21 protein-coding genes and 1 pseudogene are annotated in these 25,905 nt (G+C 66.6%); 8 read left to right on the top strand and 14 right to left on the bottom strand.

The window, feature by feature from the left end; genetic code table 11:
* The first annotated feature begins 113 nt into the window (after positions 1-113).
* Entirely contained in the window at positions 114-2,138 is a 2,025-nt protein-coding gene (locus PO78_RS20000) for a sigma-54-dependent Fis family transcriptional regulator (RefSeq protein ID WP_043746409.1), read from the top strand.
* Positions 2,139-3,168: 1,030 nt separating this feature from the next.
* On the opposite strand, the gene PO78_RS19995 is transcribed toward PO78_RS20000, so the two are convergent.
* The 3 genes from PO78_RS19995 to PO78_RS19985 all read right to left on the bottom strand — a co-directional run bounded on the left by PO78_RS19995 (position 3,169) and on the right by PO78_RS19985 (position 7,420).
* Positions 3,169-5,397, bottom strand: coding sequence for a TonB-dependent receptor family protein (locus PO78_RS19995; RefSeq protein ID WP_043746406.1), 2,229 nt, complete (start codon positions 5,395-5,397; stop codon positions 3,169-3,171).
* A gap of 147 nt (positions 5,398-5,544) precedes the next feature.
* On the bottom strand, positions 5,545-6,378 hold the full coding sequence (locus tag PO78_RS19990) for a metallophosphoesterase family protein (RefSeq protein WP_043746404.1): 834 nt from the start codon (positions 6,376-6,378) through the stop codon (positions 5,545-5,547).
* A gap of 10 nt (positions 6,379-6,388) precedes the next feature.
* Positions 6,389-7,420, bottom strand: coding sequence for a diacylglycerol/lipid kinase family protein (locus PO78_RS19985; protein WP_043746400.1), 1,032 nt, complete (start codon positions 7,418-7,420; stop codon positions 6,389-6,391).
* A gap of 272 nt (positions 7,421-7,692) precedes the next feature.
* Between PO78_RS19985 and PO78_RS19980 the strand changes: the two genes are divergently transcribed.
* The 3 genes from PO78_RS19980 (at position 7,693) to PO78_RS19975 (ending at position 11,090) form a co-directional block, all read left to right on the top strand.
* The gene (locus PO78_RS19980) at positions 7,693-8,364 is read left to right on the top strand and encodes an exopolysaccharide biosynthesis protein (RefSeq protein WP_231570776.1); all 672 of its coding nucleotides are present in this window, start codon (positions 7,693-7,695) and stop codon (positions 8,362-8,364) included.
* A 563-nt stretch (positions 8,365-8,927) separates the two neighbouring features.
* Positions 8,928-10,310 (top strand): L-histidine N(alpha)-methyltransferase, encoded by a 1,383-nt coding sequence (locus PO78_RS22600; protein ID WP_082047923.1) that lies wholly within the window; start codon positions 8,928-8,930, stop codon positions 10,308-10,310.
* Between the two features lie 450 nt (positions 10,311-10,760).
* Positions 10,761-11,090, top strand: coding sequence for a site-specific integrase (locus PO78_RS19975; protein ID WP_043746397.1), 330 nt, complete (start codon positions 10,761-10,763; stop codon positions 11,088-11,090).
* Here PO78_RS19975 and PO78_RS23275 read toward each other — a convergent pair.
* From PO78_RS23275 to PO78_RS19955, 6 genes and pseudogenes are all read right to left on the bottom strand, one after another.
* A complete protein-coding gene (locus PO78_RS23275) occupies positions 11,001-11,741 on the bottom strand; it encodes a hypothetical protein (protein WP_197068823.1) in 741 nt (246 codons plus the stop codon). The genes PO78_RS19975 and PO78_RS23275 overlap by 90 nt on opposite strands.
* Positions 11,742-11,848: 107 nt before the next feature.
* Positions 11,849-12,637, bottom strand: coding sequence for an IS21-like element helper ATPase IstB (istB, locus tag PO78_RS19970; protein ID WP_004299423.1), 789 nt, complete (start codon positions 12,635-12,637; stop codon positions 11,849-11,851).
* Entirely contained in the window at positions 12,637-13,857 is a 1,221-nt protein-coding gene (istA, locus tag PO78_RS19965; RefSeq protein ID WP_043746394.1) for an IS21 family transposase, read from the bottom strand. The genes istB and istA overlap by 1 nt, the downstream gene beginning before the upstream one ends.
* A gap of 249 nt (positions 13,858-14,106) precedes the next feature.
* Positions 14,107-15,081, bottom strand: coding sequence for a caspase family protein (locus tag PO78_RS22595; protein ID WP_082047922.1), 975 nt, complete (start codon positions 15,079-15,081; stop codon positions 14,107-14,109).
* A gap of 9 nt (positions 15,082-15,090) precedes the next feature.
* The gene (locus PO78_RS19960) at positions 15,091-15,483 is read right to left on the bottom strand and encodes a TIR domain-containing protein (RefSeq protein WP_043746392.1); all 393 of its coding nucleotides are present in this window, start codon (positions 15,481-15,483) and stop codon (positions 15,091-15,093) included.
* Between the two features lie 813 nt (positions 15,484-16,296).
* A pseudogene (locus PO78_RS19955) lies at positions 16,297-16,569 on the bottom strand (transposase family protein); the annotation flags it as partial.
* Positions 16,570-17,129: 560 nt separating this feature from the next.
* Here PO78_RS19955 and PO78_RS23070 point away from each other — a divergent pair.
* Positions 17,130-17,930 (top strand): hypothetical protein, encoded by an 801-nt coding sequence (locus PO78_RS23070; RefSeq protein WP_197068813.1) that lies wholly within the window; start codon positions 17,130-17,132, stop codon positions 17,928-17,930.
* A gap of 571 nt (positions 17,931-18,501) precedes the next feature.
* Here PO78_RS23070 and PO78_RS19950 read toward each other — a convergent pair.
* On the bottom strand, positions 18,502-19,413 hold the full coding sequence (locus PO78_RS19950; RefSeq protein WP_004306450.1) for a DUF808 domain-containing protein: 912 nt from the start codon (positions 19,411-19,413) through the stop codon (positions 18,502-18,504).
* Between the two features lie 111 nt (positions 19,414-19,524).
* Between PO78_RS19950 and PO78_RS19945 the strand changes: the two genes are divergently transcribed.
* Positions 19,525-20,067: a class I SAM-dependent methyltransferase gene (locus tag PO78_RS19945; RefSeq protein ID WP_004306448.1), complete on the top strand. Its 543-nt coding sequence runs from the start codon at positions 19,525-19,527 to the stop codon at positions 20,065-20,067.
* A gap of 81 nt (positions 20,068-20,148) precedes the next feature.
* Here the strand turns inward: PO78_RS19945 and PO78_RS19940 are convergent, their stop codons facing one another.
* From PO78_RS19940 to PO78_RS19925, 4 genes are all read right to left on the bottom strand, one after another.
* Positions 20,149-20,829, bottom strand: a complete 681-nt coding sequence (locus PO78_RS19940) for a transglutaminase-like domain-containing protein (protein ID WP_012585711.1) — start codon at positions 20,827-20,829, stop codon at positions 20,149-20,151.
* 129 nt (positions 20,830-20,958) lie between these two features.
* On the bottom strand, positions 20,959-21,612 hold the full coding sequence (locus PO78_RS19935) for a response regulator (RefSeq protein ID WP_443080481.1): 654 nt from the start codon (positions 21,610-21,612) through the stop codon (positions 20,959-20,961).
* A complete protein-coding gene (locus tag PO78_RS19930; RefSeq protein ID WP_043746382.1) occupies positions 21,609-23,015 on the bottom strand; it encodes an ATP-binding protein in 1,407 nt (468 codons plus the stop codon). Before PO78_RS19930 ends, PO78_RS19935 begins: the two co-directional genes overlap by 4 nt.
* Positions 23,012-23,749 (bottom strand): hypothetical protein, encoded by a 738-nt coding sequence (locus PO78_RS19925; protein ID WP_043746379.1) that lies wholly within the window; start codon positions 23,747-23,749, stop codon positions 23,012-23,014. The genes PO78_RS19930 and PO78_RS19925 overlap by 4 nt, the downstream gene beginning before the upstream one ends.
* A 312-nt stretch (positions 23,750-24,061) precedes the next feature.
* On the opposite strand from PO78_RS19925, the gene PO78_RS19920 reads away from it, so the two are divergent.
* A complete protein-coding gene (locus tag PO78_RS19920) occupies positions 24,062-25,051 on the top strand; it encodes an ABC transporter substrate-binding protein (protein ID WP_043746376.1) in 990 nt (329 codons plus the stop codon).
* Entirely contained in the window at positions 25,048-25,905 is an 858-nt protein-coding gene (locus tag PO78_RS19915; protein WP_043746374.1) for an ABC transporter permease, read from the top strand. Before PO78_RS19920 ends, PO78_RS19915 begins: the two co-directional genes overlap by 4 nt.

Here is a 25,905-nt window from a genome sequence, read left to right as displayed (position 1 = left end):
CAGTCGTTTGACGGCCGCTGTCCGACCCCCGGAGCGGCCTCGACGACGATGGAAGAGCCCGGGCGAGGCGTGCCGAACGCCGCCGCACCGCGGCCGCAGGTGGAGAGGAGACGATGGTCGATAACACGATGCGTGCCGCGCAGGCGGCGGTGGTCGAGTCGCTGCGCAGGCAGTTTTCCGCCTCCGGCCAGGTGCCCGACGCGGGCCTGCCGGTGCCGGTGCTGCGCTCCTGGGCGCGCTGCCAGCGCCTGGGATTGGACATGGGCGAGCGCGTGCGCCCGCCCAGCACCACGCGGGGCGACCTGATGGTGGCGCGCGAGCGCAGCGCGGCCTTGCTCGCGCACGCCAGCGGCGTCATGGAGCACCTGCACGAACAGATCCGTTCCTCGGGCAGCATGGTGCTGCTCGCCGACGCCAGCGGGATGATCCTGCACGGCATCGGCGACCCCGCCTTCGTCGACCGCGCCAACCGCGTCGCGCTGCAGGCGGGCGCGAACTGGAGCGAATGCGAGCGCGGCACCAACGCGATCGGCGCCACCCTGATCGAGCGTGCGCCGGTCGAGGTGCTCGGCGCCGAGCACTACCTCGACTGCAACGGCGTGCTCACCTGCAGCGCGGCGCCGATCTTCGACTGGCGCGGCGAACTGCTCGGCGCGCTGGATATCTCGGGCGACCACCGCAGCCACCAGCCCCATACGCTCGGGCTCGCGCGCATGGGGGTGCGCCTGGTCGAACGCCGCTTGTTCGAGAGCGAGCATGCGCGCCATGCGCTGCTCTCCTTCCATCCGCGTCCCGAGGGCGTCGGCGGCCTGCAGGAGGGTCTGCTGGCGATCGATGCGGATGGCGAGATCATCGCCGCCGACCGCCAGGCGCGCGCGCTGCTCGGCGTCGACGAGCGCCGGGTGGCGGGCCTGGGAAATTTCTCCAGCCTGTTCCGGGGCGGCTTCGGCACGCTGATCGGGCGCGCGGCGCGCGATCCGGCCGCGCTGGTCGAACTCGAGCTGCGTTCGGGCGCACGCATCCACGCGCGCCTGCGGCTGAGCCCGGCCTGGCAGGCCGGCGCGCAGTCGGCCCCGGCCGGCACGGCCCGCGTTGCCGCCGCCCCCGATCCCTCGCGCTCGGCGCGCCACAGGACCACCCTCGAGACCCTGTCCACCGGCGACCCCGCGCTGCAGTTCGTGCTCGACCGCTGTGCGCGCATCGTCGGGCGCAGCATCCCGATCCTGATCCAGGGCGAGTCCGGCTCCGGCAAGGAACTCCTCGCGCGCGCCTGCCACAACAGCGGTCCGCGCGCGGACGGCCCCTTCGTCGCGGTCAACTGCGCGGCCATCCCCGAGAACCTGATCGAGTCCGAGCTCTTCGGCTACGTCGGCGGCGCCTTCACCGGCGCGCGCAAGGAGGGGGCGATCGGCCGCATCCAGCAGGCCCATGGCGGCACGCTCTTCCTCGACGAGATCGGCGACATGCCGCTGGCGATGCAGGCGCGGCTGCTGCGCGTGCTGCAGGAGCGCTGCGTGCAGCCGGTGGGCGCGGGCTCCGCGGTACCGGTCGATATCGCGCTGCTGTGCGCGACCCACCGCCAGCTCGGCGAGCAGGTCAAGGCCGGGCGCTTCCGCGAGGATCTCTACTACCGGGTCAACGGCCTCGGCGTGCAGTTGCCGCCACTGCGCGCGCGCAGCGACCTGCAGCGCATCGTGCGCCGCCTGCTCGACGGCAGCAGCCACCACCCCGAGCCCGCGCGCGTCGACGTCGCGCCGGAGACGATGGCGATCCTCGCGGCCTACCCCTGGCCGGGGAACATCCGCCAGCTGCAGAACGTGCTCGAGGTCGCGCTCGCGTTGCTCGACGAGGGCGAGACGCGCATCCTGCCGGTGCATCTGCCCGAGGAAGTGCTGCAGGCGGTCGGCGATGCGCCGGCGCTCGCCCCGTCGCCATGGACCGAACGCGGCGAGCCGCGTTCCGCGCGGCCCGCCGACGATCCCGACCCGCTGCCGCTACCGCTGCGGCGCGCGCGCGCGCTCGACGACGACGCCATCCGCGCCGCGATCGAGCGCTTCGACGGCAACCTCTCCGCCGCCGCCCGTCACCTTGGCGTCACGCGCAACACGCTCTATCGGCGGATGGGACGGCCGTTCTGAGCGGCGTATTGCGCGCGGTGCAGGGCGCGAAGCCGATCGCGACTCGCGTCGCTCCTACGGCGCCGCAAGCGCGCGGGTTCTTCTCGTATCACGGAGGATCGCGACTCGCGTCGCTCCTACAGTGCCGCAGCCGCGCGGGTTTTCGTGGGAGCGACGCAAGTCGCGATCGGCGGCGTTCCGGTCCGCGTCGTGCTTCCGCCGCTGCCCTGCCTGTATCGCGGCTGCAATCGCGACTCGCGTCGCTCCCACGGCACCGCAAGCGCGCGGGTTCTCGTATCACGGTCGATCGCGACTTGCGTCGCTCCTACAGCGCCGTAGCCGTGCGGGTTTTCGTGGGAGCGACGCAAGTCGCGATCGGCGGCGTTCCGGTCCGCGTCGTGCTTCCGCCGCTGCCCTGCCTGTATCGCGGCCGCAATCGCGACTCGCGTCGCTCCCACGGCACCGCAAGCGCGCGGGTTCTCGTATCACGGCGGATCGCGACTTGCGTCGCTCCTACAGCGCCGCAGCCGCTCGGGTTTTCGTGGGAGCGACGCAAGTCGCGATCGGCGGCGTTCCGGTCCGCGTCGTGCTTCCGCCGCTGCCCTGCCTGTATCGCGGCTGCAATCGCGACTCGCGTCGCTCCCACGGCACCGCAAGCGCGCGGGTTCTCGTATCACGGCCGATCGCGACTTGCGTCGCTCCTACAGCGCCGCAGCCGCGCGGGTTTTCGTGGGAGCGACGCAAGTCGCGATCGGCGGCGTTCCGGTCCGCGTCGTGCTTCCGCCGCTGCCCTGCCTGTATCGCGGCTGCAATCGCGACTCGCGTCGCTCCCACGGCACCGCAAGCGCGGGTTTTTGTATCGCGGTCGATCGCGACTTGCGTCGCTCCTACGGCACCGCAAGCGCGCGGATTTTTGTATCGCGGCCGATCGCGACTTGCGTCGCTCCTACAGTGCCGTAGCCGCGCGGGTTTTCGTGGGAGCGACGCAAGTCGCGATCCGCCGCCGATCCGCGATGGCGGCGGATCGTCAGGAGTCCGCGCCGGCCGTCGCTCAGAACCGGTAGCTCGCGCTCACCCCGGCATACACGCTGCGCTCGGGACCGGGCTCGTAATAGCGCTTGTTGCTGTCGCCGACGATCACCGAGCCGACGTATTCGCGATCGAGCACGTTGTCCACCCGCAGCAACTGGCCGAAGGTCCACGGCCCCTGGCGTTGCTCGGCGGACAGGCGCAGATTGACGAGCGTGTAGGCCGGTGCGACGTGGTCGTTGTTGAGGTCGCTGACCTCGACCTCGCCGCGATGCAGCACCTCGCCCGCGAGCGTCACGCCCGGCGTGGCTTCCCAGGCGAGCTCGGCGAAGGCCGCGATGCGCGGAACACCCGGAATGCGGTTTCCGGCCGCCACGGTGGTCCCGCGGCTGCTGAACGCCTCGTCGTACTCGGCCTGCATCCAGGTCAGCGAGGCCCGCGCCGTCAGCGTGCGGGTCAGCTCGGCCTGAGCGGCCAGCTCGAGCCCCTGGCGCAGCGTGCGCCCGGCGTTCTGGTAGCTGGTCCGGCCGTCCTCCGAGGCCAGGACGACGATCTCGTCGTCGGTCTCGATGCGGAACAGCGCGGCGTTGATCCGCGCGTTGTCGCTCACGAAGGTCTTGATGCCGATCTCGGCCTGGCGGCTGGTGCTCGGACGCAGCCCGAAATTGAAGCCGGTGGTCGGGGTCGCGTACGACAGCTCGTTGAGCGTGGGCGTCTCGTAGCCTGCACCCACGCTGGCGTAGAGGTTGGTCGCGGGGCTCAGCGCATAGCTCACCCCGAGCGCCGGGGTGGTCTTGCTGAAGCGCACGCTGCCGCTGTCGTCGGGGTTGTCGGTCTTGATGTAGCGGTCTTCCACCTTGAACGAAACGCGCGAATGGCGGGCTCCGAGCGACCACTGCCACGGTCCGCTCTTCCACAGCGCCTGGACATAGGGGTCGATGCTGGTGATGGTGTCGAGCTCGTCGCGGCGCAGCGCTCCCTTCACCCCGAGCGTGCTGCCGACGAAGTTCTCGTAGCCGCGCCGATCGTCCTCGGAGCGATCGTAGTCGACGCCGGCGGTCAGGGTGAGCTCGCCGCTCCCCAGCGCGCGTTGCGAAATCCAGCGCAGGCCCATGCCGTGGAAGTCGCGGTCGAAGTCGACCACGCCACCCGCATGGCGCGGGCTGGACTGGAAGACCCTGGAGAAGGACTGGTACTGGGTGACCGCGCGGCTGCCCGCGTAGGCCGACACCTGCAGGCGATCCTCGCCGAGGCGGCGCTCGTAGGTGGCCCCGCCCTGCACGTGGTGGATGCTCTTGCGCGTGTTGTAGCGGTCCGCGTAGGAGCGCTTCGGCGTGGCGGGGTCGAGCGGATCGATCGTGAGCGACTGCGGATCGCGCTCGTAGGTCTCCCAGGTCACTCCCAGCGGATCCTGCGTCTCCGGCTGGCGCAGCCCGTTGGCCACCAGGGTCAGCGTGCTGTCCTCGTCCGGGTTCAGGGTCAGCTTGGCGAAGCCCTGGTCGCGGCGGGTCTTGCTGTGGTCACGGTAGCCGTCGGTGTCGAAGCGCGAAGCGTCGAGCACGAAGCCGATGCCGTCCTTCTCGCCTTCGGCGCCGAGGCCGAACTTGGTCGTGCCCCAGCTGCCGCCGAGCGCGCTCGCGCGCACGCGCGGCGCGCCTTCACCGGTGCGCGAGAAGAGCTGGATGACCCCGCCGGCGTGGTTGCCATAGACGGTGGAGAAGGGCCCGCGCATGACCTCGATGCGTTCGGCGGTGTCGAGGTTGAAGGTGGCGGCCTGGCCCTGGCCGTCCGGGTTGGTGGCGGGGATGCCGTCGGCGATGAGCTTGACGCCGCGCACGCCGAAGGCCGCGCGTGCGCCGAAGCCGCGCACCGAGATCTGCAGGTCCTGGGCGTAGTTCTGGCGATTCTGGATCACCAGGCCGGGCACGCCGGCGAGCGCCTCGGAGGCATTCACGCCGAGGTTCCCGGCCTGGTTGGCGCGCATGTCCACCGAATCGACCGAGTAGGGCAGGTCGAAGCTCTCGGTGGCGGTGGGTGCGCCGGTGACCACCACCGGATTGAGCGTCACCGCCTCCGCGGCCGCCGGCGCGGCCTGCTGCGCGCCGGCGAGGCAGGCGAAGCCGGCCAGCGCACCCGGAACGCCGAGGTGGAGCAGGGAGGCGAGCTTCTTCGCGCGCGGCGGCACGTGGCCGGCGATGGGGGCGATGGGGGCGATGGGGGCGGCAGGGACTGCGCGGTGCTCGGGTTTCACGGTGAGACTCCTCGGCGGGCGTGACTTTCCGGAGGATTGTCACCGATGGTCGACGCTGCCCGCCTCGACGCAAGCTCCAGCGCCTCCTACAGAAAATCATGAGTCCTGCGCCCGTGGCCCCACGCGGCGCCCGCAGGGGCCTCGCGATCAGGGGCGTTCCGGGCGCACGCGCGTGACCGCCTTGCGGACGAAGCGTCGATCCTTGCGCACGAAGTCCCACTGTTCGACGAGGCAGCTTGCACCCTCCGCCGCGCCGCACCGCGCCGGGTGCTCGTGCGCCGCGGCGGCCTCGCCCCAGCGCAGGATGTTCACCGAATTGGGCACCTCCGCACGCGTGCGCCACGAGACCGCGGTGCCGGCCTGGAGCACCCATAGCCGCCGTGCAAGACCGGGCGGTGCCAGCGTGTAGGGCAGATGGATGTGTCCGCCGAGGACGAGATCGGCCCCGGCGACCGACCACGCCCGCAGGGCGGCCTGGTGGCCGCGCACCAGGTCGGCCCGGTCCCCCGGACAGGACACCGCCGCGGGCTGATGCACCACCACCACGCGCAACTGCTGCGGACTCGCCGAGGCCAGCAGACCTGCCACACGGTCGACCTGCGCGGCCGACACCTCCCCGTTCTTGTGCCGCCAGGCGCGCGTGGTGTTGACCCCGACGACCAGCAGGTCCGCCGACGCGTGAACCGGCTCGAGGTCGGCGCCGAACACCTCGGCGAAGCGCGCGTACGGGCGGGTCAGGCGCGCCCAGAGATCGAACAAGGCGATGTCGTGGTTGCCGGGCACCGCCAGGACCGGCGCCCCCAGTCGGTCGACGAAGGCCCTCGCCGCGCGGAACTGGGCGGGTCGCGCGCGCTGCGTGATGTCGCCCGCGAGCACCACCAGGTCCGGCCGCTGCTGCGCTGCGAGGGCGACCAGGGCCTCGACCACCGGCGGCTGCTCGGTGCCGAAGTGGGTGTCGGCGATGTGCAGCAGGACGCTCATGCCGCAGCCCTCATGGCCCGGCCTCGGGCGTGCCTGCCGGGTCAGGGGCCTGGAGCAGGTACAAGGGCTTGTCCAGCACGCGGATCTCGATGGGCGCGCGCATCCGCGCCACCTCGCCGTCGAAGGCCACCACGACCTCCCTGCGACCGGGCGCCAGCCTGGGCTTCACCACCATGTGGGTGAACTCGAAGCTCTCCACCCCGGCGGCTTCACCCAGCCGGCCCATCGCCCCATGAAGCATCAGCCCGAGCATCGACAGGGTGCCGATGGGCCGCAGCATCAGCGCGGCCAGGCAGCCATCGCCGGGCGTGCCGGCGAGGGTGTCCGCGGGCTCCGCGCCGAACTGCTGCAGCTGCAGCCGGTTGTTGCCGACGAAGAGGGTCAGCGTCTGCACGTCGCGAACGGTGGAGCCGGTCTCGATGTGCAGGCGCAGCCGGCGCTGCGCACGCAGCAGCGTCGCGCAGCCCGCGACGAACGCCACCCAGCGGCTACGGCCGAAGCGGGCCTTGTAGGCCTCGCGATCCTGCAGGAGTTCGGGATAGACGCCCAGGCTGGCATTGACCAGGAAGACGCGGTCGTTGATGGCCCCCACCTGCACTGGCCGCGGGCGCGCATCCAGCAACTGCCGCGCCGCGGCCGCGGGCTCGGTGGGGATGCCGTGCGTCCTCGCGAAGTAGTTGAAGGTCCCGTACGGGATGACGCCCATCGGGCAGCCCGCCGCGTGCGCGGCCTGGGCGACCGTGCCGAGGCTGCCGTCGCCGCCCACGGCGACCACCGCCGTGCCGCGCGCCAGCGCCGCCGCTGCGGCCTGGGTGGCCACGCGTGCCAGCTCGTCCGGGCCGCAGATCAGCAGTTCGCCCCTGCGGCCGTGGGCGGCGAGGGTCGATTCGATCACGGCACGCTTGGCGTCGACGTCGTGCGCGCCCGCGGAAGCGTTGATCACGAACACCAGGGCGGACTCCGGGTCGAGACGCGGGATCGGCATCGCGGAGCGCCGTGCGCCGTCGGCGTCGATCGACGCGGGCTGGAAACCATCGCTCATGCTGCACCAGGTCGGCGAACGTGGAGGAGAGCCCCGCAGCGGGCGGGCTGCGGGCGAGGGGACCCCAACCGTACCACCAAAACGTTCTCGTGATCGCGGCCCGCAAGCGGCTCGCACGGGGAGTGCAGGCCGGCTCCGCGGCGGGTCGCGACGCGGGGGAACCGGCGGACGCCGGGACTGGTCCGACCCCACAGGAAAAACGTGAAGCACGCGTTCCCGCACAAGCGAAGACACCGTCGTGTCCCGTTCCGATCGATCATCTCCGGACCGTCATGGAAGACCAGGACCCCCGCGCACCACGTCGTCGAGCCGAATACCCCAGCGAGAAGCGCCGCGCGACCGTGCAACGGATTGCCGGGGCGCATCTTGCGTCCATGGACGGCACGATGGCGGATGCCCTCGGCCGCAGCAACCGGCAGCGGCTGGTGTGGCTGTCCTTGCTGGCGATGCCGCTCCTTTTCCCGGTCGCGCTCCCCGGCATGGCCTCGGTGGTCGGCGCCTTCTGCCTGCTGATCGCGTTCGGCCTGTGCATCGGCCAGCCCGTGCCCTTGCCGCGCTGGCTCGCCAGGCGAGAGATCGACGGTCGTGCCCGGGCGCTGCTGCAGCGGATGTTCGGCCGCGTCGTCGGCATCGTCGCGTCCCTCGGCCGCCCCCGCCTGCTGCGCCTGAGCGACCGCCGCGTGCGCGTGCTCAACGCGTCGATGCTCTCCATCGCCGGACTGTCGATGATGACGCCCGTGCCCATCATCAGCTTCGACAATGTGCTGCCCGCGCTGGCCATCGTGCTCATCTCCTGGGGGTTGCGCCTCCGCGACGGCCTGATGCTCCTGGCCGGCTACCTGGTCACGCTCGCGGCGGCGGCCTCGGTGCTGCTGCTGTGGTGGGGAGGCGCCGCCGCCGTCGCCGAATTGCTGTCGTGGGCGGGGCTCGCTTCCGGGGGCTGATCCCGGGAGGCGGAGCGGTGGACCGGGAAGCGCTCGGCAGCACTTCATCCTCCGCCCGTCCGGCATCGCGGAAGGCATGCCGCGCGGTCGAGCGGCTCGCGTTTCATTTGTGCATCTGTTCGCGACCGGGGACGCGCGGGCGCTGCCCGAGGAGGTTTGCAAGCGCTAAGGCGGCTATCTGGTCTTCCGAGGCTCAGCCGGTTCTTAAGGGCGGCAGGCTCGTGCTCGGCCTCAGCTGCCGGTGGCTTGACGGGCCCCTCAGACAGCGTTGTGTTGATCACCTGCCGCTCGAGTGTCAGGCGACGGCGAACGGCGGTTTCTCCATCCTGCCAACTGGAACTACCGACCAGTTACTGTCCCCCGGCTTGCTCCGAAGCGGTCGCTTCCGAAACCCCTCGTTCTGCAGGCTGTGACGATCCGAAGCGGCCGATGGTGACCTATCCCTGCCGACAAGAGCTGCTGACGGCCGTTACATTTCACTTGCAGACGGCTGACATTCGTCTATGTTGGTTTAAAGGCATGCCAATTGCTTCGTCGGTCAGCGGCTACCCCCTGGAGTATCAGTGCCAAGATTCAACATTTTCCTCGCAAGCTCCACCGAACAGCTTGGGTTCGCATCTAAAGTTGCAGACGCCCTTAGCAGGGCTGGACATGTGCCTATCCGATGGTGGACGTCATTTGATCCGTCCACATACAATCTCGAAGCCTTAGAGGAAGCGCTTCAGAAAGCTGACGCGGGCGTTTTTCTGTGCTTCGGCGACGATCAAGCCACGATAAGGAAAAATCAGCAGCTAATTCCGCGCGATAATGTCATTTTTGAGCTCGGCTTTTTTCTTTCCGCATTGGGGCGCAGGCGATGTTTCGTTGTCGCCCCCTCCGATAACCAACTTCGGTTGCCTACGGACCTAGCTGGATTGACCCGGGTGTGCGCCACTACTGACCCCGACTCGATTGCGTCGTTAGTTCTCAATGGCATCAATATATCGTTAGATGGCGAGAAAAAGCATACAAAGAATAATTGCATCAACATTCGCGCTGATGCTGAAGTCGCCGCCAAGATTAACTCCATCAAAATGCCTGTCGAGTGGCACCAGCGCGCCCTCTATTGTGGCACTGAAGGTGCGAAGGCATGGTTGGCATATGCCGATGACGAATTCAATAACGTGCAAACCAGCAACGACCGCGACCTCGACCGGGAGAAAACCCTGGCTGCACTTGACGGTGTTGGCTGGCGGAGCTTCATTTCACTTGGGCCAGGGGATGCCCGACGTGATCGCGACATCTATGAAAAGCTTCAGACCCCTAGTTCAATAGTGCAATACGTTCCTGTAGACATTAGCGAGGGTCTAATTCACCACGCAGCCAGAACTCTTGGTTTGAGCGGGGCTCTGGTGCCTTTCGGGATTCTAGGGGATTTCGAAGATGGCCAAGACTTCGTGTTCGAACATCTTAACCACAGCGTGCCGCGACCGTGGTTGATTGGCCTCTTGGGCAATACTATAGGCAATCTAGACGTAGGCGCTGAAACCTTCTTGCGAAGGATTGCAGTGCGCATGCAAGCTGGGGATGAACTCCTTCTTGATATTGCCACTACTCAAGCTCAATGGAACTTTGACCCCTACCATCGGTATTTTCAATCTCCAATACGTCGGCAATTCATCGCGCAAGGTCTCGCACGGCAGCTTGGCCAAAAAACAGAAGAGATCTTGAGTCAATTCGAGTCCAGAGTCGCCGCGAAGCGGATACAAGGCCCTGAACATGCTGAGCAACAGATTATCTACGACAAGACCACCAACAAGCTTGGACTAACCTTGCGCGCATACTACTTCGATAAGTTCTGCGGTTGGATTGCCAAGGAATTGCCATTTCACGTGAAATGGAGTGATAGTTACGAGTTCGAAGGAACGTCCTTTGGCGCTGGACTGATACGACTCGCGCGCCGATAGTTGCCGCATGGAGTTGCCATTATGTCGACGATACACATTCGTCCAATCGACGGCCCCACTAAAATCCCTCCGCCTCCGACAGAACCGGACTTGTAAGATTTGAGTAAAGCATGGGAGCGAGAACTGGGAAGCATGGTGAAATTCGGGCGTTAGGTACCCCAGAACTGAATCTGTGTCCAAAAATTGCCAGGTCATTCGCAACGCGCCCCCGTTCGATCACAGGCTCCAGCGGATCGGCAGCACTGTAGCCGTCCCCACTATCGAAATGTAAGCGCGACTGTAGTGGCATTTTTGAAAGTGCGCTCTAGCAAAAACAAGCACTTGCGAGCGTAACTGTCGAACTCGGGTGAACCGCTCGTGACGCAGGTCGTCGTTTGTGGTTTCCATGGGCAGCGGGCTTGCCGTGTTGGGAGATGAGGCAATGGGCCTCGTCTTCGACAGGAGCAAGCCATGGACACCCCGACTCGTCCCGTCAGCCCCTTGCGCCAGCGAATGCTTGACGACATGCGGATGCGCAGGCTCAACCCCAAGACACAGAGTGCTTACATCCGGGCGGTGTGCCGGTTCACGCGCCACCTTGGGCGCGCCCCCGATACCGCCACCGTGGAGGATCTGCGCATCAACCAGTTGCACCTGGTCGACACGGGCACGTCGCCGATGTCGCTCAATGCGGCGATCAGCGGGCTGAAGTCATCTCTTGTCGTTATTTGCGTTCGGTTTAGGTGTGTTCACGCCGCTTCTGAAGGATGTATTCGGAGGGCCGGCCGGTTTGGGGTTTGAAACAGGGACAGCGGGAGCAGTTGCTGGTTGATTTGTTCCACCTGAAGGTTGGCTATTTTTCATAAATTCTTCCTCGGTTGAGATTAAAGTAGTGTTTACAACTCTGACAGCATGAACTTTATCATCTGCCGTTGCCTTGTTGTATGTATAAATGGCGCCGGCTGGGATGAGGAATAAGACGGCAGTTGCTACTGCTGCTGTTGCTCGATGTAAATAATTTCCGCGAAGAATGTTGTTTTGGCTATTTCTATCACTTGCTTGTGCCAGATTTCCATCCAGGTAGTCAAAAAAATCAACCTCGGCGCTTCTTATTGCATCATCCGCCGAGCAACCATTACCAAGATGCCAATTCCGAAGATCCTCGAAGTACTGCTTGAGCAAAGACGAATTCGGAAGTTTCTGGTATTCATAGTTCCAGAATGAGCGGAAAAGACAGAGTACAGAGTAGCCAAAAGACAGAATGGTGAGTGCCGAGCAGGTAACGAAAGCGTAGCAACCCAGCGAATGATCGTATTGAAAGTCGAGTAGGATAGCGCAAGTGGCACTCGCCACCACAGTAATGGCGACGATTGGTATATTCGTGGCCGAAGCAATCGAATTTCGCTGTTCTAGCTCGAAGTCATACTGCTTACGGAATAGCTCTCTGTACATTTTCGTAGCGGCCAATTACTAATAGACGAGGACCATGGGCCACCCCATGTCAAGCGACACGAAGATTTAACCCCCTGACGACATCTGGAATTGACCCCCTGGGTTAATCAACTCTCCGACGTGATCGGGGTGGGGGCAGCGGCCTTCTGCAGAAGGCCGCTGCGGCGCTTGTCGCGCAGCCGGTAGCTGTCGCCCCGGATCGTGATGACCTGGCTGTGATGGAGCAGCCGATCGAGGATGGCGGTGGCGGCCACCGCGTCGCCGAACACCTGCCCCCACTCGCCAACGGGCCGGTTGCTGGTGATCAGCATGCTGGCCCGCTCGTAGCGTCGCGACACCAGCTGGAAGAACAGGTGCGCAGCGGCCGGCTCGAGCGGCAGGTAGCCCAGCTCATCGATGATCAGCAGCTTGGGCTTGGAGAGCTGCAGCAGCTTCTCCTCGAGCCGTCCGTCGGCGTGCGCCTTCGTGAGCCCGGCCATCAGCGCCGCTGCCGAGGTGAAGAGCACCGTGTAGCCGCGATCCACCGCTTCGCGCCCGAGGGCGACCGCCAGGTGCGTCTTGCCTACGCCCGGCGGGCCGAGCAGCAACAAGGCCTGACCGTGCCCGATCCAGCGACCGGAGGACAGATCCCGGATCTGCCCTGGATCGATCGAGGGCTGCGCGTCGAAGTCGAAGCCTTCGAGCGTGCGCACGCACGGGAAACGGGCGAGCTTCATGCCCATCTGGATGCGTCGGGTGTCGCGCCGGGCGACCTCGCGCTCGGCCAGGAAGAGCAGCGCTTCGCGCAGTGTCATCTGCGCCCGGCTGGCTTCGTCGAGCAGGCTGTCGAGCTGGTCGCGGATCGCCGTGAGCCGCAGCCGGGTGAGCAGTTCGTCGAGTCGGTCGGCATCGATCATCACCAGCCTCCTCCGACGAGCGCTTCGTACTCGGCCAGCGGACGCAGCAGCGCATCGGTGGGCGGCGGCGCCTCGATCTGGGCCGGCGGCAGCGACCCACCCAGCAGGTGGCTGCGCTCGATGCTGCGACCGCGACTGCCGGCGAGCTCCGCATGGCGGGCGACTTCCTCGCCGGCGTACTCGACCACCACGGTGTCGGCGCTGACCACGACCGTCACCGTCTCGCCAATCAGCCGCCACGGCACGCTGTAGGCGTTGGTGTCGAGCTCGATGCAGCCCTCCGCATTGACTCGGCGCACGAGCTCGCGCACCTGCAGGAAGGGGGCGATCCCGGCAACCGGACGCAGGTGTTCACGCTCCAAGTCGAAGCGCTCAGCGGGCGTGACACCGGTCGTACCGTGGATGCGCACATCGGCCACCTCGCGCTGCCAGCGCGCCAGGTGCGCCTCCATCGCCGTCCAGCTCTCGAAAGCATGGCCGGCGATGGCGTTCTTCTTCACGTAGCCCACGCCGTTCTCGGTCTTGCCCTTGGTGCGCGCGCGAAACGGCGCGCACGCCTTGGCACGGATATCCCAGTGCCGGCAGAACGCCTCGAAGCGGCTGTTGAGTCGGACCTGGCGCGTCTGCGTGTCGTGTTTGTCGACCAGCGCCTTGGCGTTGTCGATGAGCAGCGTCTGCGGCCGTCCGCCGAAGTGGACAAACGCCGCCTCGATCCCAGCGAACCACGCACTCTGGCGCTCGTGCCGGAACGCACAGGCAAACCCCCGGCGCGAATAGCCCAGCGTCGCCACGAACAGGAACACTCGCACCGACTCGCCGCCGATCAGCACACGTGTCTGGCCGAAGTCGATCTGCATCTGTTCGCCCGGTCCGGTCTCGAAGCGGATCGTCGCACGGCGACTCGCCTCCAGTTCCTGGCGGAACCCTCGACACGCGCGCTCGACCGTGCGCAGGCTCGTCTCGATCCCCAATTCCTTGCTCAACTGCTGACGCACCACGTCGCAGTTGCCCCGGTGCTGCAGGAAACGCTCCCGCAGCCATGCGTCGTGACCGCCCAGCACGCTGGCACGCTGCGGCTGCCGGTACGCCACCGGCCCGCCCGCGTTCAGATACCGCCGCACCGTGTTGCGCGCGATGCCCAGCACCTTCGCAATCCGCTTCGCACCCCAGCCCGATTGCCCCAACCGAACGATCGTCGTGACCGCCTCCGGCTCCAACATCTCCTGCACTCCGCAAACCAGACGGCGTACAGGATTCACCTCGATGTGCTTCGTTTCCAATGATGGCCTCCTCGCGAACGAGGGGGTCAGTTCCTCGTGTCGCTAGGGGGTCAATTTACGGTGTCGCCTGACACCCCAGAGCATCCTTCGCCATTATACGGCATTCAGCTCCGATGAAAATTCTGATTATGGTGCGGACCATAGATAGAGTTGCGCGTCTTGCGACGGTCCGATTTACGCGGGCCCGAACTATATGCGGCCACGTTCTACAAGCCGGCGATAGTGTTCGCCGAGTACCGTCAATCGGCAGGACTTGCTACCCATTGCTGCATGCCACATATGCGGAGCATCAGTTGGGACGACCAAGCCAACACGGTTGTATTTTTGCAGAACAGCGAACTTAGCTGTATTGATCGGATTCGGTGGCGGAATTGTCGAGTCTGTTCCCTGACGTTCGGGTTCATAGGAAGGGTCCAGCGCGAATTCCTGACCGGGCTTTGGGAAGAATTCCGTTATTCTCTGAAGCTCTGCCAGCGCTATAGGTGGCTGTACGCGGCGTAAGGACACAAAACTCTTGACGTTGGTCTTAAACACTGGGCGCTGATCCCATGGACCAAGTGACTGATCGATATGGGCGTATATGCTGCCTGGTGTGACCTCCCCAACGAGATTGCCCGCGGCGCCGCCCAAAGCATCAACAAGCAGCGTCGTGAAAACCCCAGCACCATCCTCTTCCGTAGCGTACTGCTCGGCCGTCGATGCAGTGAGGATTGTCGTGCCTTCCTTGATATCGGCGAATCCGCTTGCTGTTACCGACGCAGCTACAATGCCTGAGTGGCAGCTGTCTAGGATGATAATTCGATTTCGCGCCGCAGATTGATTTGCAAAGTGAAGCACCTCGTTGAGCGGAAGGCCCTCGTCACCCGACGAGGCTTCGCTCGGGATAATGTAGCCGCCGGTGCTCTCTACGTGGCCGTGGCCCGCGAAGTAGAAAAGAGCCGTCTCAGACTCCCCCATGAACAGTTCTTTTATGTTCTCGCGGAGAAAAGCGCGCGTTACTAGATCGGTTGGTCCAGTACCTGTGAGCAACTTCGTGCCAAAGTTGATGGTACCGTCGCTATTGCGATCCAGCACCGCTTTCACCGCGTATGCGTCGTCCACGCATCCGTAGAGACAGCCGATATTCTGGTAGTAGTTGATCCCGACGATAAGTGCCTTGCGCATGATTCGCTGTTACCTCCGCCCACCAATAAGAGTCTTAAGGTTATCCCAGGTCCACTTGTAGAGCTTGTCCGAGGAAGCAGCACTTTTTGGTTTCGTGCAGGTTTTGTTCGAATAGGCGGCAAGCAAGAAGTACTCTTTGCCTTTCTCTTTGGCAATCTCAAGTTCCGCGGCTACACCGGCCGCGGTATGCGTCTTCTCGCCGCATAGCACAACGACTACATCAATATTGTCCAGTCGCCGCTTTACCTTTTCTTTCCAGTCGCCGGTGAGGTGCTCCTTGATCGAAGCGTCCTTGAAATCGAATGGGCTGTCCGGCAGCTTCGCCTGGCCGGCCAGCATTATCTTTGCTCCCTCATCGTTATCGTAGTCAAAACTGATAAAGACTCGCTTCTTGGCTACCATTGCTTTTCTCCTGAATTGTTGCGGCAGGTGGGAGTGGAGCATTCAAAAGCCCAAAGGGTGGTGTCCTTCCGTCGCCGGATTGTGCTTGAATCGCACCGACAGTCATGATGCGAATCAACTGAATTTACGGATTAGAGGATGCGAATAACCCCGTCGATATGATATACGCGAATCTATGCTTTGGAAATATACTGGCGTGCAGACTGCGACCGCCATGACAGGAAGTAATCGTGCCCAAGGCTCGCTGGTTTCCGAGGGTGCTTGTGGCGGCTTTGGGAATATGGAAGGGGATGAACGTTCCTGATCGGGGGTTGCCCGATGGAAGCCCTCCCCGTTAGCAGACCGTTGCAGGATTCGCGGCCCCCAGTCCAAGGTCAGCACCGGCCGAGGACGAGGCGGTCAGCTTGAGGAAAGGACCGGCAGTTTGAAGATCAGAAAGCCGACTTCGACCTTGCAAACATCATCACGCAGGTCAGGGTCGGTAGTTCCAGTTCGCAGGATGGAGAAGCCGCTGTTCGCCGTCGCCTGACGCTCGAACGGCAGGTGACCAACACATCGCTGCCTGACTTCACCGATCAGGCCAGCGACAGCTGAGGCCGAAGTGCTGTCGGACAGAAGCTGGTCTCTCAGTCCGCTCGACTCAGTTATCCGCCATTGGGTCGCCGACCGGCACATTGGAGCCAGTCGCGGATCGGCACATTGAGGCCAGCGCCGGATCGGCGCAATGGAGTCACTTTCACTCTGACGGACGTCTCGACCTTGACCGGTCCCTCGCTACCCGGCTGCCTTCTTGTTCTGCACCGGCAGCTAGGCTGTCTTGCCGCAGTCGTCGCACTGCACGCGCGCGATCTCGGCATGCAGCCACGCTTCGAACTGAAAGAAATCCAGGTGACGCCAACTGCGCCGCACGCGGTCATGGATCAGCTGGTGCTCGACCCCACACGCCGGACACGCAGCACGACGGCCGGTGTACTCGAACTCGAAATCGATCCGCCGCTCGCCCGTGTTGAGTTCGACCTTGGCGACATGCCAAGGCGACTGCAGGCCAAACGCGGTGGTGAAGAGGGTTTCGATCTGGTTGTTCATCGCTGTTCATCGCGCGCGAGGTCGGCGTCAGTATCAAGTGCTTGTACCACCGATGGTCATGTTTGTTGAGAATTCAATTTCCACTGGAAACGGCATAGAGCCCAAAAGTGCCACCCATCACCGAGACTGGGTGATCGCACCGGCACCTCATGCAATGTGTCGTTCGTTCTGCCGGGGAAAATCTCGACCGCGCAAGCGATAAATCTAAACTGCGGAGTTCAGCTTGTCATCTGTACATTTCGGATACTGGATGCTATACAAGAATCAACAACGCTAATGGGGCCATATTTCGGGGGCAGGCAATCATGCAACTACGTTACTGCATGCTTTCAGCTCTGGCTGTCGTAAGCCTTGGACTAGTTGGCTGTTCCGGCCTACCGAAACCTGTTCGTGGCGAGTGTGTTAATGAGGGAAGAGCATCTCCTGCGTGTTTTTCAACGCGAAGTTCAGACTACGAAGCTGGACCCGTATTCTGTTCCGAGCGATACCAGCATGGGCACACTGCGAAAACACTCAGCCCTCGGGCACGTCAATTGGCAGGAAAAGGATATTTATACGCATTGGCGGCCGCAAAGATCCTTCACCAGGAGAACGAGGAAGGACGTGACCACCGATTTGGAGATACGGACCTGCTCAAGCATAACGCCGAGTACGACAAGAATTCATGGAATGGCTTCCAAGGTGCCGTTTATGAGCGGCGGAGCCCGGACGGAAGAGAAATAGAAAAGGTCGTTGTTACATTCGCTGGCAGCAACCAGTGGCGGGACTGGTTCATACAGAACATCGGGATTCCTGTTCAATACGCGTCCGCGCGTGAGCTTGTCTTGGAGGTATCCGAAGACCCCAAGTACAAAGGAGTTCCTATCGTCGCTGCAGGCTATTCGTTGGGAGGAGGTTTGGCGGTTCACGTGAAGAAACACCCCGCAACAGCCTCCCAGGTACAGGAAGCATGGCTCTTCAACCCGTCCCCTTTCGATGGAATATTGGGAGGAGACCCCGTTGAGAACGTTTATGTCCTTTTCCAAGACAACGAAATACTACTCAACGTAAGAAACACCCTGGGTGCGAACTACGCCCTCGAGCAGAACAAGGCGGATTACGGTACCATCGACAGCTCAAAGATATATGGACATTACAGATACTCACTTATGCTCCAATTACTGCATGCTGCCGATGTAAATTACTGGTGCGAAACGCGCGGAGATCCACAGCCGTCCGATGCTCTTCAAGTTCTCAGAAAAAGCAACATGCGTGCTTGCGAGAGCGAGCTTGACAAAACTAATGCCCGAAGGGCAGCGGCAGAAGCGGCGAAGAAAATCGCTGAATGGACAGATCCTTTCGTTCACTGCACGCAAGACTGACCAATGATTACCCGGACCAGCGCCGACATGAAGCCAGATACCCGCCCCTGACATTCGGCCTTATGTGGATCTCACATAAGGCCGAGCGGCTCTCAGTCAGCGGCGACTCTGTGCGTCGGCTCCCCTCAGAAAACCGCCGCAGTGCCACCGACACAGCCAATGTCTCTTGTGGGTCGATAGTTCTATTTCGCAGTCCGGGGAAGTTGTCGTTCACCGTCGCCTGACGCGCGAACGGCAGGTGAGCAACAGATTGCTGCCTGACTTCACCGATCAGGTCAGCGACAGGTCAGGCCGACGACCTGACCGACGCCCAACACCGCCGAGCGACAAGTTCCCGAGCGCTTATCCGCCCCTCACACTCATCCATCTTTCGCGACCACCGTGCCTCGCCGTGGTCGCAATCCGCTATCGGAAACCGCCTGCGCATAGCAACCATTGATTGCGGACGCAATAGCTCCCCGAGCGACCGCGCAGGCCGACGACCGCCGGGCCACCGGAGCCCTCTCATGGTGCTCGTCGATCCCCAGGAGATCGCGCCCCACGGAGCCCGGCACCTTGCCGCGGCAGCCGCTCAGTGCGCGCCGCGCAGCTTCTGCACCACCATCACCGCCGCGAGCACGATCGCACCGGCGACGATGCCGACCCCGGCGCCCGCGCCGGTGTTGATCAATGCGCCGCCCACGCCGCCGAATCCCGCGGCGAAATGCTCCACCGCGTGCGCCGCTGTCGGCCAGCCGTGCAGCAGGATGCCGCCGCCGACCATGAACATGGCCGCGGTGCCGACCACCGACAGCGTCTTCATCAGCCACGGTGCGAAGCCCAGGATGGCGCCGCCGATGCGGCGGGTGAAGGCCGAGGCGCTGCGCTGCAGGTGCAGGCCGAGGTCGTCGAGCTTGACGATGCCGGCCACCAGGCCATACACGCCCACCGTCATCACCAGCGAGATGCCGACCAGCACCGTCACGCGCTGGCCGAGCGAGGCGGCGGCCACGGTGCCGAGGGTGATCACCACGATCTCGGCCGACAGGATGAAGTCGGTGCGCACCGCGCCCTTGATCTTCTCCTTCTCGTAGGCGACCAGGTCCACGTTGGGGTCGGCCACCGCCTCCAGGGTCTCGCGGTGCTCGGCCTCGGCCTCCGCCTTCGAGTGCAGGAACTTGTGCGCGAGCTTCTCGAAGCCCTCGAAGCACAGGAAGGCGCCGCCGAGCATCAGCAGCGGGGTGATCAGCCACGGCGCCAGCCAGCTGATCAGCAGCGCCGCCGGCACCAGGATGGCCTTGTTCACCAGCGAGCCCTTGGCCACCGCCCACACCACCGGCAGCTCGCGGCTGGCCTGCACGCCGGTGACCTGCTGGGCGTTGAGGGCGAGGTCGTCGCCGAGCACGCCGGCGGTCTTCTTGGCGGCGACTTTGGTCATGGTGGCGACGTCGTCCAGGAGGGTGGCGATGTCGTCGATGAGTGCGAGCAGGGTGGTTCCGGCCATGATCTACCGTTGTTGGGAGGAAAGGCGTGATGGTGACAGAAATCCGCCGGGTGCCGGGCAGGTCCGCATGGCGCTACCATGGGCGCCTTGCGAGTTCGAGAAGGGGGGCCGATGCCGGTCGATCTGCTGTTCGCCATGCTGCGCAACCCCGCATCGACCGGCGCGGTGCTGCCTTCCTCGCGCACGCTGGCCAATGCGATGGCGGGCGCGGCGGTTGGCGCCGACACCGTAATCGAGCTCGGCGCCGGCACCGGCCCGGTGACCGAGGCCTTGCTGCGCCGCCTGCCCGGCGTGCCGCTGATCGCGGTCGAGCTCCAGCCCGCGCTGGCGCGGCGGCTGCAGGCGCGCTTTCCGACGGTCGATGTGCGCCAGGCGGCGGCGAAGGAGGTCGTCGATGGCCTGATCGAGCGCCCCGGCCGCCTGGTGCTGGTTTCCAGCCTGCCTTTCCGCTCCCTGCCCAAGGAGGTCGCGGCGGCGACGGTCGACAGCCTCTGTCGTTTCCTCGCCCACGACGGCGAGCGCAAGCTCGTGCAGTTCACCTACCAGCCGCGCGCGCCGTTCGCCGTGCCGCGGCAGCTGCGCTGGCAGCGCCGCGCGGTGGTGTGGCGCAACACGCCGCCGGCGGGGGTGTGGGAGCTGCAGGCGGTGCGCTGAGGCCTTCGCGGCGGCAAGTCACCCGTGAAGCCGTGCCGTGTCCGCCACGCCGCCGCCCGGCGGTGCTCGCGCGGTGGCCGCTCAGCGGTCGACCATGGCCTCGTGCTCGAAGTCGCCCTTCAGGTCGGCCTCGGCCGCTTCGACCAGACCCGGGTGGTGCTCCCACATGTCGGCGACGAGCGCCTCGAAGGGGAAGTCGTCGAAGGTCCCGCGCTCCTTCACGTACTCCATGTGGCGTTCGTCGCGCGCGTTGTAGGGGTGCATCAGCGAGTCGTTACGGCCGTCGAATTCGAGCGGATGGACGTCGAAGCGCTCGCACATCTGCAGGTTGAACGCCGGCGTCGCCTTCACCCAGCGGCCTTCCAGGTGCATGGCGACGTAGCCGTGCCAGCGATACACGTCGCCACCGACGAGCTGGCGCAGGCGCTCGGTGCTGAGGTGGTTGCGCACGTCGGCGAAGCCCACCCGCGCCGGGATGCCCGCGCCGCGTGCGACGGCGGTGAGCAGGTTGGCCTTGGGCACGCAGTAGGCGGCGCCCTCGATCAGCGTGCGGCTGGCGGTGAAGTACTCCTTGCGCATGTAGAAGCGGTAGGGGTCGTAGCGGATGCCGTCGCGCACCGCGTAGTACAGCTTCACCGCGCGCTCGACCGCATCGACCGCGTCGCCCACGCTCTCCTCGATGAAGGCGCGCACGCGCGGATGCTCGTGGTCGAAGTAATAACTCGGCGCCAGAAAGTCCTGCGGATCCTTCTCCTTGCTCATTCCCGGTTCTCCTCGGTGTGCCTGCGTTGTCTCGGGAATGTATAAGGGGAAGTTAACGTTCGCGTCAATATTATTTGCGCCGCACGGGTCGCCGCGATGTCTGCTCCGCGGGCGCCGACGCGCCTGTCGCTAGACTTCGATGAGGCCGCAGCGCACCGCGACGAGCGCGAGCTCGGCGGCGTTCGACACTTCGAGCTTCTGCTTGATGTGATACAGGTGGGTGCCCACCGTGCTCGGGCTCAGGCTGTGGGTCTCGGCGATCTCGGCCACGCTGCGCCCGCGCGCGAGCTGCAGGAAGACGGCGAATTCCTTCTCGGTGAGTGCCGCGACCGGGTCGCCGCCGCCGGCGAACTGCGCGAGCGCGAGGGCGGGCGCGATCGCCGGGTCGATGTAGCGCTGGCCGCGCGCGACCGTGGCCACCGCGTGCAGCAGCTCGTCCGGATGGGCGCGCTTGGACAGGTAGCCGCCCGCGCCGGCACGCAGCGCGCGCGTGGGGATCTGCGCGTCGTCGTGCGCCGACAGCATCAGCACGCGCGCCGCGGGGTGGTGGGCGAGCACGCGCTCGAGCGCGCCGAGTCCGCCGATGCCCGGCATCGACACGTCCATCAGCAGCACATCGGGGTGCACCTGGCCGAAGGCCTGCACGGCCGCCTCGCCGCAATCGGCCTCGCCGACGACCTCGGCACCGGCGCCTTCGAGCAGCAGGCGGAAGCCCATTCGCACCACCGCATGATCGTCGGCGAGCAGGATGCGCAGGGCGTGGAGGGAAGGGGGCTTCATCATTGCGTGACCGGTAGGGGTTGCCGCAGAGCCTGCGGGAGACGGGCGCGCACGCACAGGCCGCCGGTGGGCGGGCTGTGCAGTTCGAGCCGGCCGTGGAGTTCGGCGAGGCGCTCGCGCATGCCGGCGAGGCCGTGGCGGCCGGGGGTGGGCTGCGGGCCCAGGCCGCGGCCGTCGTCGCGGACCTCGACCTCGATCTCCGCCTGTCCGTCGCGACCGCCGCCCTCGCGGCGCAGGCCGACGCGCACCTCGACCGAGCGCGCGCGAGCGTGGCGGGCGACGTTGGTGAGGCTCTCCTGCAGCACGCGCAGCAGGGCGAGGCCGACGCCGTCGTCGAGCGGCTCGTCGCGAGCCTCGCCGAGGGGCTCGATCTGACAACGCAGCGCGATGCCTTCGTGATGGCTGGCCCACAGCGCGCAGTAGGCCTGCAGCGTGTCCTCGATGCGCTCGCGTGCGGCCGGTGCGTCGCGGCGCAGGCGCTGCAGGATCGCGTGCACGCCGTCCTGCATGTGGCCGGTCATGGCGAGGATGGCCTGCGCGCTGCCGTGGATGCCGGGCTGCTCGGCGCTGCGCTGCAGGATGGCGCCGGCGATCGAGCGCACCGCGGTGATGCTCTGGCCGAGCTCGTCGTGGAGCTCGCGCGCGATCGCGCGGCGCTCCTGCTCCAGGCGGGCCTGGATGGTGCGCGCGAGGCTCTGGTCGGCCTCGAGGCGGGCGTTGGTGGCGCGCGACTCGTCCAGGCGGTCGGCGAGGCGGTTGTAGCTGCGCGCCAGCAGCGCGAGCTCGCGGGTGGCGTATTCCGGCAGGCGCTGGTCGAAGCGGCCGCGGGCGCCGTGCTCGAGCGCGACGTGGATCTGCTGCAGCGGCGCGAGCGCGCGCCGGATCGCCACGCGGGTGGCGAGCCAGAGCGCGAGCAGCAGCGCGCACGCCCAGCCGAGCGCGGCGACGAGATGGTCCCAGGCGTCGAGCACCGCGCGCGAGGTGTCGGGCGTCAGCACCACCTCCAGCGCGCCGGCGTCGAGCCGGCGCGCGCCGAGCTCGGGCGCGACGTGCTGCGCGAACCAGGCCGGCGCGTCGCGACCGGCCTTGTAGGGCGACTCGGGCGACACGTACAGCCGTTCTCCGCCGGCGCCGAAGACTTCGAGCCGGTTGGCGCGGATGCGCCCGACCGCGGCGAGCCGGCTCAGCAGCCGCGCGCGTGCCTCGGCGTCGCCGTCGCGCTGCTCCGCCAGCACCACGACCAGCCACTGCTGCGCGACCCGGGTGGCGGCCTCGACCTCTTCGTGGATGGCCTGGCGCGTCTCGCGCATCCACACGGCCGCGCCCGCGCTCATCAGCACCGCGATCAGCACGGTGAGCACCAGGCTGAGGCGGGCCTGCAGGCTGGGCGTGCGCGCGCCGCTCATGTCGCCTGCCGGCGCAGGCTGGCCTGCGCGGAGAAGCCGCCGCCGCGCCGGTCGCGCAGCACGAAGGGCTCGCACAGGCCGAGCGCGGCGTAGCCGACGATGCCGCACCACTGGGTGGCGAAGCAGGCCGCGGCGCCGCCCGCGCCGAAGGCGCAGGGCGCGAGCAGGGCGCGCGCGGTGTGGTTGGCGAGCAGGACCGCGCCTTCGGCGTCGAACAGCACGAGCGCTTCGAGCGGGGTGCCGAGCACGCTCGCGTAGCGGTGGAAGCGCAGCAGCAGGAAGCCCCGCGGCTCGGTCTCGATGAGGCGGTGCTCGATGAGGCAGGCGGCGGTGTGGAGCAGCGCGTTGGCGTGGCCCAGCCATTCCACCGGGGCGGCGTCGGCGTCGAGGAAGCCGAGCAGGGCGCCGGCCGGGGGCAGGATCGGCACCGCGATGCCGAGCTGGCCGGGCGGCACGGCGGAGGCGGCCGGGAGCGCGCGCGAGCCGATCGCGCGCAGCACGCCGCCCGCGCTGTCGGCGAGCAGCACGGTGATCGTGGGGCTGTCGAGCTGGCGGTGGAGATCCTCCATCGCCGGCGCCGACAGCGCGAGCAGGCGCTCGTGGTCGAGGGCCACGTCGGCGCCGCGGCGATCGCGCGCCGCGTCGTCGATGGGGTGCCCGACCGTGCGCGTCGTCGGCGTGCCCCGGGGGGGAGGCGGGGCGGGGGAAGCTGCGGGAGTCGGTAGGCTGGACATCGCTGTGGTGGTCCTGGAGTCGCTGCGGCCGAGGCCGCCCGTGGCCACCCACGCAGGATTCGTGCCGAGGATGACGAGGGGGTGCGGACCGCGGCGGGACCTGCTTGCATGCAGATGCCGGCGCATAGTTGTTGCGTCCCTGAGCAAGCTTGCTCCCAAACGGAACAGTCGCCGCTGCGCCAGCGCTGCTGCGCCGCGGGCAGTCGCGTGCAGGGGGGCGCGATGTCGATCGCTGGCACGGAACCTGCTGGGGAATCGGCACAAAAGGCCTGCGCCCGTTCCCGGGCCATGCAAGACAACGGAGGAGACCCCATGCTGCAGCTGTTCGCCCGCCTGATCGGCATCGTCCTGCTGGCGCTCGCCGCGGGCAGCGCCGCGCTCGCCGCCGACCGCCCGGTCGTCCGCGTCGGCGTGCTGCAGTTCGGCACGGTGAGCTGGGAGCTCGAGACCATGCAGCGCCACGGCCTGCTCGAGCGCGAGGGGGTGGACATCCGCATCGTCCCGCTCGCGCTCAAGGACGCCGCCAACGTCGCCCTCCAGGGCGGCGAGGTCGATGTCATCGTCAATGACTGGCTGTGGGTGGCGCGCATGCGCTCGGAGGGGGCGGACTTCGTCTTCGTGCCCTTCTCGCAGGCGGTCGGCGGCATCCATGCGCGCCCGGACGCGGGCATCGCCGGTTTCGCCGACCTGCGTGGCCAGCGCCTCGGCGTCGCGGGCGGCGCGCTCGACAAGAGCTGGCTGCTGCTGCGCGCGTATGCCCGCCGGACCGTGGGCGAGGACGCCGCGAGCTTCCTGCGCCCGCAGTTCGCCGCGCCGCCGCTGCTCAACGAGCTGGTGACGCGCGGCGAGCTGCCGGCGGCGATGAACTTCTGGCACTACGGGGCGCGCCTCGCCGCCGCCGGTATGCCCGAGGTGCTGGGCATGAAGGAGATCCTCGCCACGCTCGGCATCGGCGACGAGATGCCGCTGGTGGGCTGGGTGTTCGGCGAGCGCTGGGCGGGGGCGAATCCGGCCGCGATCCGGGGCTTCCTGCGCGCCTCCGCGGCGGCCAAGGCGCTGCTGCGCGAGTCCGACGCGGCCTGGGAGGCGTTGCGCCCGTCGATGCGCGTCGAGGATGAGGCGACCTTCGTCGCGCTGCGCGATGGATTCCGCGCCGGCATTCCGCAGGCTGCCGACGAGGAGGGCGAGCGCGCCGCCGCGCGCGCCTTCGCGATCCTCGCCGCCGAGGGCGGCGAGGCGCTGGTCGGGCGCGCCCGCGAGCTCGCGCCGGGCACCTTCTGGCATGGGGGCGGGGGGCGGTGAGCGCGCAGCGCCTCGCTCCGCCTGCGCCCGCCGTGCCTGCGCGTACCCCGGTGCCTTCGACGACCTCCCCGCACGCGCCGGCCGGCGCTGCGCCGCAGGGGACGCTCGCGCGACGCGACGAGCGCCGCCTGCGCATCGCCTCGCTGTTCGTCTTCGTGATGCTCTGGCAGCTTGGCGCCAGCCTCGCCGACAGCCGCACGCTGCCCGATCCGCTCGCCGTGCTGGCGCGCATCGGCGCCGAGACGGCCTCGCTCGCGCTGCCCGGGCACCTGGCGGTGACGCTCGGCCGGGTCGCGGTCGCCTTCGCGGTGGCGATGCTGGTGGGCGCGCTGATCGGCATGGCCATGGGGCGCTGGCGCAAGGTGGATGCCTTCCTCGATGCCTGGCTGGTGCTCGGCCTCAACATCCCGGCGCTGGTCACCATCATCCTGTGCTACGTGTGGTTCGGCCTCAACGACTGGGCGGCGATCGTGGCGGTGGCGATCAACAAGATCCCCACCGTCATCGTCACCGTGCGCGAGGGCGCGCGCGCGGTCGACCCCAGGCTGCTCGAGGTCGCGCGCGCCTACCGGCTCGGCCGGCGCACCACCTTCCTGCGCGTCTATCTGCCGCAGCTCGCGCCCTGGCTGATCGCCGCGGCGCGCTCCGGGCTGTCGCTGATCTGGAAGATCGTGCTGGTGGTCGAGCTGCTCGGGCGCAGCGAGGGCGTCGGCTTCCAGCTCAACGTCTTCTTCCAGTTCTTCGACATCACCGGCATCCTCGCCTACACCCTGGTCTTCGCCGGCGTGGTGCTGGCCGCCGAGGGCTGGCTGTTGCGTCCGCTCGAGCGCCGGCTCGGCGCCTGGAGGGCCTGA

Origin of the sequence: Thauera sp. SWB20, from assembly GCF_000831325.1 — a bacterium.
GTDB classification, from domain to species: domain Bacteria; phylum Pseudomonadota; class Gammaproteobacteria; order Burkholderiales; family Rhodocyclaceae; genus Thauera; species Thauera aminoaromatica.
The sequence above is the reverse complement of the archived record's forward strand: the minus strand, read 5'-3'. Positions and strand labels throughout refer to the sequence as shown.

Excerpts from the sequence above, each read along its gene's own strand:
- PO78_RS20000 (WP_043746409.1), top strand. The coding sequence starts at position 114 with ATGGTCGATAACACGATGCGTGCCGCGCAGGCGGCGGTGGTCGAGTCG.
- PO78_RS19990 (WP_043746404.1), bottom strand. The coding sequence starts at position 6,378 with ATGAGCGTCCTGCTGCACATCGCCGACACCCACTTCGGCACCGAGCAG.
- PO78_RS19985 (WP_043746400.1), bottom strand. The coding sequence starts at position 7,420 with ATGAGCGATGGTTTCCAGCCCGCGTCGATCGACGCCGACGGCGCACGG.
- PO78_RS19980 (WP_231570776.1), top strand. The coding sequence starts at position 7,693 with ATGGAAGACCAGGACCCCCGCGCACCACGTCGTCGAGCCGAATACCCC.
- PO78_RS19975 (WP_043746397.1), top strand. The coding sequence starts at position 10,761 with ATGGACACCCCGACTCGTCCCGTCAGCCCCTTGCGCCAGCGAATGCTT.
- PO78_RS23275 (WP_197068823.1), bottom strand. The coding sequence starts at position 11,741 with ATGTACAGAGAGCTATTCCGTAAGCAGTATGACTTCGAGCTAGAACAG.
- istB (WP_004299423.1), bottom strand. The coding sequence starts at position 12,637 with ATGATCGATGCCGACCGACTCGACGAACTGCTCACCCGGCTGCGGCTC.
- istA (WP_043746394.1), bottom strand. The coding sequence starts at position 13,857 with ATGTTGGAGCCGGAGGCGGTCACGACGATCGTTCGGTTGGGGCAATCG.
- PO78_RS22595 (WP_082047922.1), bottom strand. The coding sequence starts at position 15,081 with ATGCGCAAGGCACTTATCGTCGGGATCAACTACTACCAGAATATCGGC.
- PO78_RS19960 (WP_043746392.1), bottom strand. The coding sequence starts at position 15,483 with ATGGTAGCCAAGAAGCGAGTCTTTATCAGTTTTGACTACGATAACGAT.
- PO78_RS19950 (WP_004306450.1), bottom strand. The coding sequence starts at position 19,413 with ATGGCCGGAACCACCCTGCTCGCACTCATCGACGACATCGCCACCCTC.
- PO78_RS19945 (WP_004306448.1), top strand. The coding sequence starts at position 19,525 with ATGCCGGTCGATCTGCTGTTCGCCATGCTGCGCAACCCCGCATCGACC.
- PO78_RS19940 (WP_012585711.1), bottom strand. The coding sequence starts at position 20,829 with ATGAGCAAGGAGAAGGATCCGCAGGACTTTCTGGCGCCGAGTTATTAC.
- PO78_RS19935 (WP_443080481.1), bottom strand. The coding sequence starts at position 21,612 with ATGATGAAGCCCCCTTCCCTCCACGCCCTGCGCATCCTGCTCGCCGAC.
- PO78_RS19930 (WP_043746382.1), bottom strand. The coding sequence starts at position 23,015 with ATGAGCGGCGCGCGCACGCCCAGCCTGCAGGCCCGCCTCAGCCTGGTG.
- PO78_RS19925 (WP_043746379.1), bottom strand. The coding sequence starts at position 23,749 with ATGTCCAGCCTACCGACTCCCGCAGCTTCCCCCGCCCCGCCTCCCCCC.
- PO78_RS19920 (WP_043746376.1), top strand. The coding sequence starts at position 24,062 with ATGCTGCAGCTGTTCGCCCGCCTGATCGGCATCGTCCTGCTGGCGCTC.